The 13,735-nt window shown below is 67.8% G+C and carries 12 protein-coding genes; 4 read left to right on the top strand and 8 right to left on the bottom strand.

The window, feature by feature from the left end; all coding sequences use genetic code 11:
* From GRS80_RS17025 to GRS80_RS17045, 5 genes are read right to left on the bottom strand one after another with little or no spacing between them, the layout of a single operon-like run.
* Positions 1-1,377 carry a hypothetical protein gene (locus GRS80_RS17025; RefSeq protein WP_160048603.1) on the bottom strand — a complete coding sequence of 459 codons (1,377 nt, stop codon included), beginning with the start codon at positions 1,375-1,377 and terminating at the stop codon, positions 1-3.
* Complete coding sequence (locus tag GRS80_RS17030) at positions 1,374-2,720, bottom strand: DUF58 domain-containing protein (RefSeq protein WP_343161623.1); 1,347 nt, start codon at positions 2,718-2,720, stop codon at positions 1,374-1,376. Before GRS80_RS17030 ends, GRS80_RS17025 begins: the two co-directional genes overlap by 4 nt.
* Positions 2,717-3,493, bottom strand: a complete 777-nt coding sequence (locus GRS80_RS17035; RefSeq protein ID WP_200840414.1) for a hypothetical protein — start codon at positions 3,491-3,493, stop codon at positions 2,717-2,719. The genes GRS80_RS17030 and GRS80_RS17035 overlap by 4 nt, the downstream gene beginning before the upstream one ends.
* A complete protein-coding gene (locus GRS80_RS17040; RefSeq protein ID WP_343161624.1) occupies positions 3,490-5,127 on the bottom strand; it encodes a DUF4129 domain-containing protein in 1,638 nt (545 codons plus the stop codon). The genes GRS80_RS17035 and GRS80_RS17040 overlap by 4 nt, the downstream gene beginning before the upstream one ends.
* Positions 5,124-6,218 carry a M48 family metalloprotease gene (locus GRS80_RS17045; RefSeq protein ID WP_160048604.1) on the bottom strand — a complete coding sequence of 365 codons (1,095 nt, stop codon included), beginning with the start codon at positions 6,216-6,218 and terminating at the stop codon, positions 5,124-5,126. Before GRS80_RS17045 ends, GRS80_RS17040 begins: the two co-directional genes overlap by 4 nt.
* Positions 6,219-6,486: 268 nt before the next feature.
* Here GRS80_RS17045 and GRS80_RS17050 point away from each other — a divergent pair, with 268 nt between their 5' ends.
* Complete coding sequence (locus tag GRS80_RS17050) at positions 6,487-7,740, top strand: tRNA (N(6)-L-threonylcarbamoyladenosine(37)-C(2))-methylthiotransferase (protein ID WP_160049057.1); 1,254 nt, start codon at positions 6,487-6,489, stop codon at positions 7,738-7,740.
* On the opposite strand, the gene GRS80_RS17055 is transcribed toward GRS80_RS17050, so the two are convergent.
* Entirely contained in the window at positions 7,737-8,297 is a 561-nt protein-coding gene (locus GRS80_RS17055) for an HIT domain-containing protein (protein ID WP_160048605.1), read from the bottom strand. The two genes, GRS80_RS17050 and GRS80_RS17055, sit on opposite strands and share 4 nt — an antisense overlap.
* 262 nt (positions 8,298-8,559) lie before the next feature.
* On the opposite strand from GRS80_RS17055, the gene GRS80_RS17060 reads away from it, so the two are divergent.
* A complete protein-coding gene (locus GRS80_RS17060) occupies positions 8,560-8,760 on the top strand; it encodes a hypothetical protein (protein ID WP_149080218.1) in 201 nt (66 codons plus the stop codon).
* Between the two features lie 136 nt (positions 8,761-8,896).
* Here the strand turns inward: GRS80_RS17060 and map are convergent, their stop codons facing one another.
* Positions 8,897-9,793, bottom strand: a complete 897-nt coding sequence (map, locus tag GRS80_RS17065) for a type II methionyl aminopeptidase (protein ID WP_160048606.1) — start codon at positions 9,791-9,793, stop codon at positions 8,897-8,899.
* A 316-nt stretch (positions 9,794-10,109) separates the two neighbouring features.
* Positions 10,110-11,021 (bottom strand): isoaspartyl peptidase/L-asparaginase family protein, encoded by a 912-nt coding sequence (locus GRS80_RS17070; protein WP_160049058.1) that lies wholly within the window; start codon positions 11,019-11,021, stop codon positions 10,110-10,112.
* A gap of 126 nt (positions 11,022-11,147) precedes the next feature.
* Here GRS80_RS17070 and GRS80_RS20510 point away from each other — a divergent pair, with 126 nt between their 5' ends.
* Positions 11,148-11,606 carry a hypothetical protein gene (locus GRS80_RS20510; protein WP_200840415.1) on the top strand — a complete coding sequence of 153 codons (459 nt, stop codon included), beginning with the start codon at positions 11,148-11,150 and terminating at the stop codon, positions 11,604-11,606.
* Positions 11,607-11,758: 152 nt separating this feature from the next.
* On the top strand, positions 11,759-13,732 hold the full coding sequence (locus GRS80_RS17080) for a DUF460 domain-containing protein (protein ID WP_343161625.1): 1,974 nt from the start codon (positions 11,759-11,761) through the stop codon (positions 13,730-13,732).
* Positions 13,733-13,735: the final 3 nt, after the last annotated feature.

Below are 13,735 nucleotides of genomic sequence, written 5' to 3' on the forward strand. Positions count from 1 at the left end.
TCATCGCCACAGCACCCACGCGCCGACCCCGACTGCGGCGAGTCCGGCGAAGACGCCGATCGTCGCGGGAACCGACAGCGTCGGCGCGAGCACCGTCGCGATCCAGAGTCCGGCCACGCCGACGGGAACCGCGACGACGCCGAGCGCGCCGCTCCAGGCGATTCGGACGAGTTGGGGGCGACGATCGACGCCCGTCGATCCGATCTCGAGGGCGATCGTTCGCCCGTACCGGCCGACGTCGTAGACGAAACACGCCGCGGTGAGCGCGAGGAGAGCAGCGACGCCGACGAGGAACGCGGTGGCCTCGGCGGTCGCCGCGACAACGACAGCGCCGAGGACGAGCGAACCGGCGAGCAACGCCGTCGGCCCGACGGGCCCGTCGGCGCGTACCACTTCGCCGTACCACGGGGCGACGATCAGCGTCGCACCGAGGACGAGCGCCGTCACGCCGTACAGCGCGGTGAGTTCGGTCGCCGTGACGACGGTCTCTCCGACCGCGAGGGCAACCAGAAACGGGGTGACGGTGCCGACACCGGTTCCGGCGAGGATCGCGACGGTCGCGTCACTCCGGGCCGACGCCTGGGACCAGGCGCGACGGACGACGAACCCGAGACACGCCACCCCAGCGCCGACGACCGTCACGAGGAGACACAGCGCGCGAACGAGGGAACTGCCCACGAGGACCTCGAGGAGAAGCGAGGCGAGCGGTGTGAGAGCGGTGAGCATCGCCACCACGAGCACCGCGGCCACTGTGACGGCCGTCGCGATGGCGATGGATGCGACGAACGACCGCCGGACCGTGACGTAGCGCTCGCGGCGCTGCGGGACGGTACACATCGCCGGCGGGACGGCGATCACCGCGAGCGCGGCCGCGAGGCCGGCGAGGAGAATCGAACTGACGAGTCCCGTGACGGTCGGCTCGGCGACCCACAGCGCGCTCGAGAGCGCGGTGCCGACGCCGCCCGCGAGTTCGACGCCGAGTGCGACGGGGACCAGCCCGGCCGTGAGAGCCCCCGTTACGAACGCGGCCAGCCCGGCCCGTCTCCGCGCGGACGGCTCGGGCGGCCCGGCGAGTGCGCCACAGAGGCCGATGCCGATCACGACGCCGACGGCCATCGTCCCGATCGCGATCGGGTCGCCGACGGCTCCAGCCGTCGCGACGGTTCCGAGAACGACCACCGCCACCAGCGCCGAGCGGACGACGACGTGACGGTGAGACCGGCCGAATCCGAGGAGCGTCGCGGCGAGAACGCCGCCGGCGAGCGTCCCCACCGCGGTCGTCGGCTCGACCAGCGACAGCGCGACCGTGCCGACCACCGCCGCGAGCGCGACCGCACCGGCCGTCTCCGTCGGCAACCGCTCGCTCGGCGGCGTCATCTGACGCCCGCCTCCCCGACCGCGTCCGACAGCACCAGTCCGAACGAGCGCTCGAGGTCCCAGTCGACGACCCGGGCACCGGTCGCACGCGCCCGAGCCAACCGGGTTCGACGGTCGAGCCCCTCGAGTCGCGTCTCGAGGGCGTCCGGGCCCGCCGTCACGTCCGGCGAGACGACGCGGACGGCGTAGCCGTGGGTCCGGAGTCGTTCGAGGAGTTCCACCGGCTCGTCGTCGACGAACGAGGAGAACAGGTAGACCTGCGCCTCGCCGGGGAGCGTCCGGGGGACCTCGTCGACGGGATCGCCGTAGGCGGTTCGCGTCCCCTCCTCGCCGGTGAACTCGGCCCGACGTGCGGCCTCGAGCAGGTCGCGGATCCGGCGACGCGTGGTGGTGTCGCCGTCGGGTGGCACCGTCGTGATCCGCCGGTCGGCGATGCCGACGACGCCCGTCGGGTGACCCTCGTCCAGGAGCGTGTCGGCCGTCCGTCGGGCCGCCTCCGCGGAGAGTTCGGCGGCCGGCGGGCGCTCGGTGGTCGCGGCGCGAAACTGACTCGAGCGGACGTCGACGACGCAGACGATCCGCGTGGCGCGTTCGGCCCGGTACTCGACGGTCGCGAGTTCCCGCGTCCCGGCGTACCGACGCCAGTCGATCGAGCCGACCGGGTCGCCGGGCTCGTACTCCCGGACGGAGTAGAACTCGACGCCGCTTCCCCCCTCGTCGGTCGGTACCTCGCCCGCGTAGTCGTTCGTTCCCTCGCCGAGCGGGACGGTCTCGGCCGTGGGAAGACACCGAATCTCGTCGTCGCCGCCGACGCCGTCGCTCCAGGTCTCCGCGACCGTTCCCGTCACGTTTCGCGCCCGAACCGTGAGGTCCCCGAACGTGTGTTCGCCGCGGTGAACCGCGAGTTCGTACTCGAGGACGGCCTCGTCACCGGGCTCGAGCGTCTCACAGCGCCGGGAGGTTCCGGAGACGACGGAGAGCGCGTCGGGGACGTCGTCGACGACCCGGAGGTCGACGATCGTCTCGGCGCCGGTGTTTCGGACGGTCGTCCGCACGGCAACGGTGTCGCCGGGATCTGCCGAGACGAACCCGGCGTCGGCGCCGTCCTCACGGACCCGCGGCTCGTCCGCTGCGTCGCCAGATCGCCGGGTGACGGTTCGCCGGCTGCTGATCCGGACGTCGGGCGGAGTCCCGAAGCCGGCGGAGACGCCGTACCACAGCGGAATCGTCGCGCCGACGACGAGGATCGGGCTGGCGACGGCGACCCCGAGCCCGGCCAGCAACAGCGACGCGACGAACGCCCACTCGCCGTCGTCGACGCGCTCGAGCCGGCGGTCTGTCACCGTGACACCTCCGCGGCCGACGGCGGGGTCGTTTCAGGCGAGCCGTCTGACGGTTCGCGCGATCGGCGATCCTCGGACGGTTCGCGCGAACGACGATCCTCCGCTGACGGCGCCGTGTCGAACCGCTCGATCGCCTCGATCGCCTCGAGCGTCCGTCGAATCCGACGGTCGTAGGCCCCGCCCGGATCGACGGCTGCCCGAAGCCGTTCGCCCACCGGCTGGGGGACGTCGTCTGCGAGGAACGCAGCCGCGACCGGGTCGTCGGTCCAGCGTCCGGTTCGGAGGGCGTCGCCGGCTGCCTCGGTAGTGAGGCCGCGTCTCGTCTGCACCGTGCGTAACGCGCTCTCGGCGAGGCGGTTGCGGATCTCCGCCGCCGACTCGTTGTGCTGACACCGGTACCAGCCGTTCGCGGCGTGGTCGAGCGTCCACTTGGTCTCCCGGCCGACCCGAGCCGACGTCCGGGTGATTCCTTCCTCCGGCGGTTCGCCGTCGACGAGCGGCGACACGTCTTCGCTGCCATCTACGACCACTGGACGGAGCGCGAGAAGCGCGAGAACGACGCCGAAGACGGGGAGCAGCGTCGCGAGCAGGTAGAGTGACCCGATCAGAAACTGACCGAACGACGGCACGAAACCGCCGAGGACGACCGAGGCGACCGCCAGGACGGCGCCGGCGGCGACCACCACGACCGCGAGGCGCTCGGACTCCGCCTCGACGACGCGCGCGAGGACCGCCCACCACGACTCCTCGATTTCGCGGCGTCGTCGACTCATTCATCTCCCTCCTCGTCCGGTTCGTGTGCGAGCAGTTCCGTCGCCGTCGCCCGTGCGTCGGCGACCCGTTCCGGGGAGGGGTCTCGACCGCCGTACTCGACGTCGCGGACGATCGAGACGAGCCTGCGGACGCTCGAGGGCGGGAAGCCGGCGCTGAGGGCCTCACGAGCGGCCTGTCCGGGCGTCCGCGTCTCGCGGTTCTCGACGCCGACGCGGTCGAGGACGGCGTGCCAGGTCGCGCGGATCTCGGCACGGGGTCCTCGCGGCCCGAACGGTTCGTCGGCCAGCGTGGGGCCGGTATCGTCGTCCGCCACGCCGGGTTCGTCGTCGCCGAATCCGAGCGTATCGCTCACCATCGACCGGATACCCCGGCGCGACCCGGAACTCGACGACCGGGTGACCGAGCCGAGCGACGGACGCGAGTAGCTCGGGAACGAAAACGAGGGTAGCGACGGCCACCCGAGCGACGGCCCGCCCCCGAACTCGAACGACGGGAGCGAGTACCGCGGGAGCGAAACGCTCGGGAGCCGAACCCCGGCGATCCAATCGGAGAACGCGGCGAGTGCGTCCGCGAGCGCGACCAGCAGACTGGTTCGTCCGTGCCAGCGACTGCGCTCTGCGGTCGCGACCAACCGGAGGTAGGTCACCGCCGCGCCGATAACGAGTCCGGGGACCAGGACGACGACGGCCGTCAGCCGGAGGTAGAGGTTGCCGACGGTCGTCGTCGCGGTTTCGGCACCGACCTCGGCCGTCACGGTCGCCTCGTCCGCGACGGGCAACCACACCCACGCGCGCCCGTCGTCACCGGTCGTCGTCTCCTCGTCGCCGACCGACACCGTCGCTCCGTCGATCCCGTCGCCGTCGGCCGACACCAGAACGACCGCGGGGGATCCCGGGAACAGGAGCGGGTGGGCGAACTCGACGTCCGGTTCTTGAACGTCGATCGTCCGGTCGCCCTCGACCGCACCGCGTTCGACGGAGACGTCCGCCGGGCCGGCCGTCTCGGGCAACGCCACGGTCGCTTTCCCCGCCTCGTCGGTCGTCGCGACCGGGTCGCCCTCGAGCGAGACCGTCGCATCCGAAACCGGGGTCGAGCCGACCGCAGCCGCGACCTCGAGGTCGGTGCCAGGCGCCGCCCCGTCGCCGGGTTCGATCGCCGCGTCGGTCGGGACGTCGAACGTCCGCGATTGGCCCGAGTCGACGATCGTGACGTTCATCTCCTCCTCGTAGGGAACGGTGATCTCCGCCCGGCCGAACGGACCCGTCGACGCGACTTCCTCGCCGTTGACCGCGATGGCACTCGAGGACGTCGTGCTCCGCTCCGTCTCGACTCGAACCTCGTTTCCTGGCTCGATCGCGCCGCTGACCTCGAATCCGGGCGGGGCCGGCTCGGAGTCGGCTGTCTCGCCCGAGTCGTCAGTCGCGTCCTCCGCGTCGTCCGACGAATCGGGTTCCGTCACCTCCTCGACGGGGTCCGTCGGGTTGGCGACCGACTCCCAGTCGCCGGGAGCGGAGTCACCCTGTGGCGCACCCGGCGCGTCGAGACGCGGATCCGCGGCGGGGAGGGCGCTTGCGACCGCGAGCAAACAGACGACACAGCCGAGGACCAACAGGATTCGGCGCCGTCCGCTCACGGCGTTCCCCCCAGTTCCTGCTCGGCGGCGATTCCCTGTAATCGTTCCAGCCTGCGCTCGAGTGGCGGGTGCGTCCCGACCGCGTCGGTATCGGTCGGGTTCGACGGCGTTGCCCCTGCGAGCCAGGCCGAAACCCGCTCACGGCGGGCTGGCTCGTCGTCGGGGCGATCGATCGTCGGAATCGCGTCGGTTTCGTCTCCGGCGACGAGATCTGATGGGACGACACAGAGCGCACGGGTTTTCGCGGTTCGGAGGTCCGTCCCCGGCGAGGGGGAGGCGTCGGCCAGCGAGAGGAGCGCGGTCGCGAGCGCCATCGGGTTTCCGGTGATCCGGGCTGCTGCCGCGTCGGCCGCGAACTCGCGGGTGTGTGAGAGCGTCCGGGTCGTCCGGTCGGCGACCGCGGGGAACGCCCACAGAAGCGGCGAGACGAAGACGTACGTCAGCGCGACCAGCGGGAGAAACCACAGGAGGGCCATCCGTCCGCGCGTCGAGAGTTCGTCCGGATCGGAAAGCGCCCGGCGAACGAGTTGGGTCGCGTGGTAGGCCCGGTCGGCGACCTCGAGAAACAGCGTCGCGATCGTCATCAGCGTGACGTCGCGGTTGGCGACGTGGGCGATCTCGTGGGCGAGGACGGCCTCGAGTTCGGCGGCGTCGAGGCGATCGATCAGCCCCGTCGTGACCACGATCGTCGCGTCGGTGAGCCGGCCAACGGTGTAACAGCTCGCACGCTCGTCCTCGACGACGCGCACGTCGGGGTTCGGAACGTCGGCCGTCATCGCGAGTCGGCGGACGATCCGGGCGACGCCGTGGTCCGTGTCGCCGGCGGAACCGGTCGTTCCGGAGAGAACCCGACGGTAGCCGTAGGAGAGCTGTGCCACGAGGAAGGCAGCGACGAGCGCGAGATAGAGTCCCGGAGAAACCGGCGACTGCAAGAGGGAGATGCCGACTTCGCCGTGCTGGAGGAACGTAACCGTCCCGCCGACGACCGCCGGCAACAGGACGCCGTACGCCCACAGGAGGACGAAGACGAACAGGGCGTTGACGGCGACGAACACGCCGAGGACGGCGCAGATTCGCAACCTGAGAGTCATGGAGGGCGTCGAGTTCGCATTTCGAGTCAGCGATCAAAAATGTTCTGTGAGCAGTCCGGTCGAGAACGACCGCGAGCGCCAGTTGCGACCTCGAGCGACCAGTCGTGACGAACACTCGAGTTCCGATCGGATCGTCAGTGTGACCGACGGGTCGCCGTCGTACCGGAACAGCAGACAGGCTCATCGCGGTCCGTCTCACACCGATTCCGAGAGTGGGCGTGATCCGTCGGGCTTTTGGCTGCTCGCGCCCGACGATGGTGTAACACGGATGGCCCGGTATCACATCGAAACGTACGGCTGTACGTCGAATCGCGGGGAGAGCCGCGAGATCGAGCGGCGGCTTCGCGATGCGGGCCACTACCGGGTCGACGGTCTCGACGAGGCCGACGTCGCCATCCTCAACACCTGCACGGTCGTCGAGAAGACCGAACGGAACATGTTGCGGCGGGCCGAGGAGTTAGCCGACGAGACCGCGGACCTCTACATCACCGGCTGTATGGCCCTCGCCCAGGGCGAGGAGTTTCGCGAGGCCGAGATCGACGGCGACGTCCTCCACTGGGACGAGGTCCCCCAGGCGGTCACCAACGGCGAGTGTCCGACGACGACCCCAGACGCCGATCCCGTCCTGGACGGCGTCGTCGGCATCCTCCCCATCGCCCGCGGCTGTATGTCCGACTGTTCGTACTGTATCACGAAGCACGCGACGGGTAAGATCGACTCGCCGCCGATCGAGGAGAACGTTCGCAAGGCCGAGGCGCTGGTCCACGCCGGCGCGAAGGAGATCCGCATCACGGGACAGGACACCGGCGTCTACGGCTGGGACGAGGGTGAACGAAAGCTCCATGAACTGCTCGAGGAAATCTGCGCGATCGACGGCGACTTTCGCGTCCGCGTGGGGATGGCCAACCCGAAGGGCGTCCACGGCATCCGCGAGGAGTTAGCAGAGGTCTTCGCCGCAAACGAGAAACTGTACGACTTCTTGCACGCGCCCGTCCAGTCGGGCTCCGACGACGTCCTGGGTGATATGCGCCGCCAGCACCAGGTCGCCGAGTATCTCGAGGTGATCGAGACGTTCGACGAGGCACTCGAGTACTGGACGCTCTCGACGGACTTCATCGTCGGCTTTCCGACTGAGACCGACCACGACCACGCCCAGTCGATGGCCTTGCTCCGCGAGACTCGCCCGGAGAAGGTCAACGTCACCCGCTTCTCGAAGCGCCCCGGCACGGACGCCGCGAAGATGAAAGGCCTCGGCGGGACGATCAAGAAGGAGCGTTCGACGGAGATGAGCGCCGCGAAACGCGAGATCGTCGGCGAGGCCTACGAGGCGATGGTCGGCGAGACCCGCGAGGACTGTCTCGTCGTCGAGGAGGGGACCGCCGACTCCGTGAAGTGTCGGGACTCGGCGTACCGACAGATCATCGTCCAGAACGCGAGTGAGCACGGACTCGAGCCCGGCGACTTCGTCGACCTCGAGGTGACGGCCCACGAGACGATGTACGCCTTCGGCGAGCCCGTTTAGGAGTTCTCTGTGATTTCCTCGAGGACGACGGCCGAGTCTTCGTCCGGAACGGTCGCGCCCTCCTGGGCAGCGAACGCCTCGTGGAGCCTGTCGTAGGTGTCCTCGAGTGCCTCGACGATCACCGACGTCTCGCCGATGACGGGCATGAAGTTGGTGTCGCCGTGCCACCGGGGAACCACGTGCGTGTGGAGGTGGTCCCCGATGGAGCCGCCGGCCGCGCCCGAACCCAGGTTCAACCCAGCGTTGAACCCGTCGGGCTCGAGGGCGACCTCGAGGGCCTCGAACGTCCGCTGTTTGAGGCGAGCGTGATCGAGTAGTTGTTCGTCGCTCAACTCGGCGTAGTCGCCGGTGTGTTCGCGGGGGATGACCATCACGTGGCCGGGGTTGTACGGGTAGTTGTTCAGGAGCACGAACGAGTGCTCGCTTCGGGCGACGAGCAGGTTCTCCCGGTCGTCGTCGCGTTCGGGCAATTCACAGAAGACACAGCTTTCGACGTCGGCGTTTTTCTCCTCGCGTCTGATCCACTCGATGCGCCACGGGGCGAACACCTGGTCCATACCCGATACCACTCGAGCGTCGCCAAAAGACGTTCGGCGCACACCGACCCAGAGCCGCCGCCGGTGTGGCTATCAAACATGTCGGGTGGTAACGCACCCGCGCCTCGTTACCAGAATTGAAAATGGGGCGTTAGCGGACAGGATAAACGGTGTCGAACCGTTTTGGGAAGCGATAGCTGGCGAAATCCGCCATCTCGCGTCCCGACTCACGTTTCGATATGAAGCGTGGGTTTAAGACAATACTATCGGAACTAACCCGTCAATGGCAACGACAGACGACTCATTCAACGGGATGACCGAACACTGTGACCACTGCGATCTGGAAACACTCCACGAAGTCTCGGTGCAGATTCGGACCGAGAGTATGAAAGAGGAGAACTCACAGTTCTCCCGCGAACCCTACCGCGTGAGCGAGTGCCAGCAGTGCGGTCACCGGACGAGCCAGCGGATGAACAACGCCTGATCGGAAGACGAGCCCCCAAGACTACGCGAGGTCACAGCGGTCACCCGTTTTCTGCGGCCGACGCTCTCCTTCGGCGTTCGACGGCGATACCGTCGAGTCAGCGGCTGGCGAGCACCCAGCGAAGTCTCGAGTCGAATTAACGAGTGGTCACTTCACAGCCGTTCTCGGTGACGATGAGCGTGTGCTCTTTCTGGCTGACGAGATAGCCGTCGTCCTCTTTGAGAACGGGGTAGCCGTGGACATTGTCGTTTCGCTTCAGCCGTCGAAGCGCCATCTCCGCGCGATCCGTCTCGAGCCACCGGGTCGCAAACGGGAGCGTTCGGAACTCTTCGGTGATCTGTGACAGTGCCTCGCGAGCCTGGCGATTCCGGACGTTGCCCTCCCGCTCGAGCGAGAAGATCTCCTCGCTTGCACCCTCCGAGACTTTGCCGCCGCCGTCGGTCGCGAACGGTTCGATCGCGACGACGTCGCCGACCTCGAGGGTCGTCCCCTGGGAGACTGCCCGGTTGGGAATGTTGGGGCTGGTGTGTTGTTCCCAGTGGCCAAGGCCGTGACCAGTGAGGTTGACGACGGGGTTGAAGCCGTAGCCGTCGATGACGTCCTCGATCTCCGCGCCGATCTCGCCGGTCTCGATGCCCGGCTCGATTACGTCGATCGCGGCCTCGAGTGCTTGTTCGGATGCTTCCGCCAGTTCCGGATTCCCGGAGAGGTCGACCGTAATCGCCGTGTCGGCGAGCCAGCCGTCGATGTGAACCCCGATGTCCAGGTTGATCATCTCCTCGCCGAACGTCGACTCGTCGTCGATCGAAGGCGTCGCGTGGGCGGCCTCCTCGTCGATCGAGATATTGACCGGGAATGCGGGTTTCCCGCCGAGTTCGCGGATGCGGTCCTCGGCGTATTCGGCGACCTCGAGGTGGCTTGCACCGACCTCGACGCGCTCGGCTGTCTCTTCGCGCACCTGGGCGAGGATCTCGCCCGCCTCGCGGTGTTTCTCGTATTGCACGGACTCTAAGTCCACCTCGGATTCGGCCATGCACCGGGGTTAGATCGGTCGACAAAAAGAGGTTCCGCTCCCGCATGTCGAACGACTGGCGTGCGAAACCGAACTCACAGGACCGAGGTCATCCGTCACCGGACTCGAGGAGAATCGAACGATCGGTCGTTCGTCGTCAGTCTCGGTCGGCGTCGGTCCACTCGCAGTCGAGACAGGTGTCGACCCCCTGTACGTTCGATACGATCGCCTCACAGCGAGGACACCGCGTGGCGGCGTGATACCGTGGTTTCAGCATACTCGCAACCACGAAGTCGACAATTATAAAGATAGGGTAACGACGATCGTCGAATTTTACTCAGGTCGACCGGGTTGCTCGAGCGGTCTGCATCGCCTGGCTGTTGAACGCCAATCCCGCGTTCCCACGGGCGTCGAGGACGATCACGCCGGCGGTCGAGCCGGTTAGCTCCGCGAACTCCTCGATCGCGAGGTCGGCCGCTGCCTGTGCCTCGAGACCGCCTTCGGCGTGGCTGGCGACGCGACGAGAGAGGGTGACGCGGGCGATGTCCTCGCCGGCGCCGGTCGCGCTGACGGCAGCGGCCGGCGAACAGTAGAAGCCACAGCCGACCTGCGGGACGTCGCCGACGCGTCCGGCGAGTGCAAGCCAGCGCCCGCCGGTCGACGTCGCGGCGGCCAGTCCGTCGCCATCGAGGGCGACTGCGCCGACCGTGTCGTGATCGAGGTCGCCCGCTCGACCGTCGTTTCGACGACCGTCGGGATCGGCGCGTCCGTACCGGTCGCGAATCCACTCGAGTTCGTCTCCGGGTGCGCCGTCGTTCGCCGGACACTCGAGGTCCCCCCACCGATCGCGTGTCCGGTCCGACCAGAGGTCGACGCCGGTCTCGATCCCGTATCGATCGGCGAGCGCGACCGCGTGCTCGCCCGAGACGAACCCGTGGGGCGTCTCTTCCATGACCACCCGCGCGACGGCGAGTGCGTGCTCGACGTTCGGCATCGAACACACCGCACCGACGGCCCGGTCGTCGGTCATGATCCCCGCGTCGGTGCGGATCTCTCCATCGCTCTGGACCGCGCTCCCGACGCCGGCATTGAACCGCGGCGACGACTCGAGGATCGACACGGCCGCCTCGACCGCGTCGACCGGATCCGAGCGCTCGGAACCGGCGTCGGCCGCTCGCTCGAGCACCGCCTGTCTCGGTTCGGGTTCGTTCGGCACGCCGCCGGCACCGCCGTGAACCAGCACCTGCATGAACGCCCATCCGCCCGAGAGTTCCATAATGGTTGTCGTGACGGAAACGGTTCGGGCGACTGTCGTCGCGAGACCGACGGCGAAACCTGTACACTTACGACGACGGGTTGTGAATCGTTGTCGACGATGGCACCAGTCGCGATGCTCGTCGGCTTCTGTGTCGTGATGACGGTGATCGCAGTCGTCCGGCTGGTGATCGACGACGATCGAGACCTCGTCGACGTCGGAACGACGTCGATCGTCGTTGCGATCACGGCGCTCGCGTCCTGGTGGGTCGCCCTCGAGGAGGGGTGGCTAATGCCCATCGAACGAACGGCGTTGCTCGCGGCCACAATCGCTTTCGGCGGGATCGGTGTCGTGCTCGTCGTCCGGTACTGGAACCGGACGGACGTCACGGCGAACACCGACAGAATTCCAGCGCGGGACACGGCGAGCACGGCTGAAAACGGATCGAACGGGGCGACCGAAACCGATCGGCCGGACTCGCCGTACCAGCCATCCACCGATCGTCCGTCGGCCGATCGCCCCGCCTCGGACCGAAGCGCCACGGACCGTAGCAACGACGACCGCTCGAGCGAACGGTGAGCGAGATCAGCGGACTGTGCGATCGGTCGTGACTATCTTCGTCGTGGGTCGCACGAACTCTCGGTTCCGTCGTCGATCCGAACCCTGTTTCCGTCGCCGGCCACACGAACCCCCGCGCCGGATTTATACCCGACTCGTCCTTACACTCCCCCGTGAGCACGCGAACCAGTGCGCTCGATGCAGTCGTCTTCGGAGTCGACGTCCAGAGCGGTGACGTGCGCGGCGACGCCCCCTCCTACGCGCTGGTCGAGTACGACGGCGAGGAGGTCGATCGCGACGTCGTCTCCCACCGGAAACTCCGGCGACTGATCGACGACGAGGAGCCGGCGATCGTCGCGACGGATAACATGTACGAGCTGGCCGCGGACAAAGACCAGCTCGTCCACTTTCTGGGCACGCTCCCGACGGGAACGAAACTCGTCCAGGTGACCGGCGACGAACAGCCGGAACCGCTCTCCCGCGTCGCCAAACGCCACGGTATCCCCTACGGCAAGGAGCCGATGAAAGAGGCCGAGGCAGCCGCCAGACTCGCCGCCCACAACGTCGGCTACGAAGTCTCTGCCTTTACCGACACCACGGAGGTCAAAGTCTCGAGGGGCCGCTCGACCGGCAGCGGCGGCTGGAGCGAGGACCGCTACACCCGCCGGATTCACGGCTCGGTCAAACGCCGATCCCGCGAGGTCGAGTCCGACCTCGAGGACGCCAACCTCGAGTACGAGAAGGAGGTTCGGGAGTCTTACGGCGGCTACGCCAACGCCATCTTCACTGTCGAGGGGAAACCGAGCGAGATCCCCGTCTCGCGGAACCGGTCGGGTGACGTTCGCGTCGAGATCGAACGGGAACGCCGGGACGGCATCGAGTTTCGCCCGCTCGCCAAGCGACGGGATCACGTCATCGTCGGCATCGACCCCGGGACGACGACCGCCGTCGCCATCGTCGGCCTCGAGGGGGAGGTGTTAGACGTCTGGAGTTCCCGAACCAGCGACACCGCCGAGGTGATCGAGTGGATCGTCGAGCGCGGTCGGCCGATCGTCGTCGCGGCGGACGTGACGCCGATACCCGAGACGGTCGAGAAGTTCCGCCGGAGCTTCGACGCCGCGGGCTGGACGCCCGAGACGGACCTCCCGATCGACGAGAAACAACACCGGACCCGCGAACATCCATACGACGACGACCATCAGCGTGACGCGATGGCCGCCGCGCTGTACGCCTTCGACGACCACGAGGACCAGTTCGAGCGAATCGCCCGAAAGCTCCCGCCAGGGGTCGACCGCGACGAAGTCACCGCCCGCGTCGTCGCCGGCGAAGAGAGCGTCGAGGCAGTTCTCACGGATCTCGAGGACGACGACGAGGCCGACGAGGAGTCCACCGAACACGAGCCCCGAGAGCTCACCGAGGAAGAAAAACGGATCAAGGACCTAGAGCGACAGGTCGACCGCCTCCAGTCACACGTCGGCACGCTCGAGGACCGCCTCGAGGAACGCGACGACCGGATCGAGGACCTCGAGGCGGAACTCACCGTCTCCAAACGCGAGGAGCGAAAGAAGGTCAGAAAGGACCGCGAGGTGAGCCGCCTCGAGCGCAAGGCGAACCGACTCGAGCGCGAACGCGACGAGGCCCGCGAAGAGATCGAAGCGCTCGAGGATAAAGTCGAACGGATGAAAGCGCTCTGGAAGCTCGATCACTCGAACTTCAGCGACGTCTCCGCCGAAAAAGAGGGGCTCGTCCCGGTGAAAGTTGTCGAGAAGTTTACGAAAGGTGCGATTCGCGAGGCCGACAACCAGTACGGCATCGCGGCCGGCGACGTCGTCTACCTGCGAGACGCCAGCGGCGCGGGCCGGTCGACCGCCGACCTGCTCGCGGAGTTCGACCCTCGCGTCGTTCTGAAAGAGGGCGGACTCTCGGAGGTCGCCGACGAAATTCTGTTCGAAGCCGAGATTCCGGTCGGGCCGGCGGGCGACGTCGCGATGCAGGAAGTCGACGAACTCGCCGTGGCTCGAGAAGAAGACGTCGACGCCGTCATCGACGACTGGCACGAACTCGCTCGAGAGCGCGAACTCGACCGGAAGGCGGCGATGGTCGACCAGCTCATCAGCGAGCACCGCGCCGGCGACAACGAGGTGTAGCGA

It is taken from the genome of Natrialba sp. INN-245, assembly GCF_009807105.1.
Taxonomy (GTDB): Archaea; Halobacteriota; Halobacteria; order Halobacteriales; family Natrialbaceae; genus Natrarchaeobius; species Natrarchaeobius swarupiae.

What these genes read in the sequence shown, in the direction of transcription:
- GRS80_RS17025 (WP_160048603.1), bottom strand. Translation starts at nt 1,377, where the DNA reads ATGACGCCGCCGAGCGAGCGGTTGCCGACGGAGACGGCCGGTGCGGTC.
- GRS80_RS17035 (WP_200840414.1), bottom strand. Translation starts at nt 3,493, where the DNA reads ATGAGTCGACGACGCCGCGAAATCGAGGAGTCGTGGTGGGCGGTCCTC.
- GRS80_RS17045 (WP_160048604.1), bottom strand. Translation starts at nt 6,218, where the DNA reads ATGACTCTCAGGTTGCGAATCTGCGCCGTCCTCGGCGTGTTCGTCGCC.
- GRS80_RS17050 (WP_160049057.1), top strand. Translation starts at nt 6,487, where the DNA reads ATGGCCCGGTATCACATCGAAACGTACGGCTGTACGTCGAATCGCGGG.
- GRS80_RS17055 (WP_160048605.1), bottom strand. Translation starts at nt 8,297, where the DNA reads ATGGACCAGGTGTTCGCCCCGTGGCGCATCGAGTGGATCAGACGCGAG.
- GRS80_RS17060 (WP_149080218.1), top strand. Translation starts at nt 8,560, where the DNA reads ATGGCAACGACAGACGACTCATTCAACGGGATGACCGAACACTGTGAC.
- map (WP_160048606.1), bottom strand. Translation starts at nt 9,793, where the DNA reads ATGGCCGAATCCGAGGTGGACTTAGAGTCCGTGCAATACGAGAAACAC.
- GRS80_RS17070 (WP_160049058.1), bottom strand. Translation starts at nt 11,021, where the DNA reads ATGCAGGTGCTGGTTCACGGCGGTGCCGGCGGCGTGCCGAACGAACCC.
- GRS80_RS20510 (WP_200840415.1), top strand. Translation starts at nt 11,148, where the DNA reads ATGGCACCAGTCGCGATGCTCGTCGGCTTCTGTGTCGTGATGACGGTG.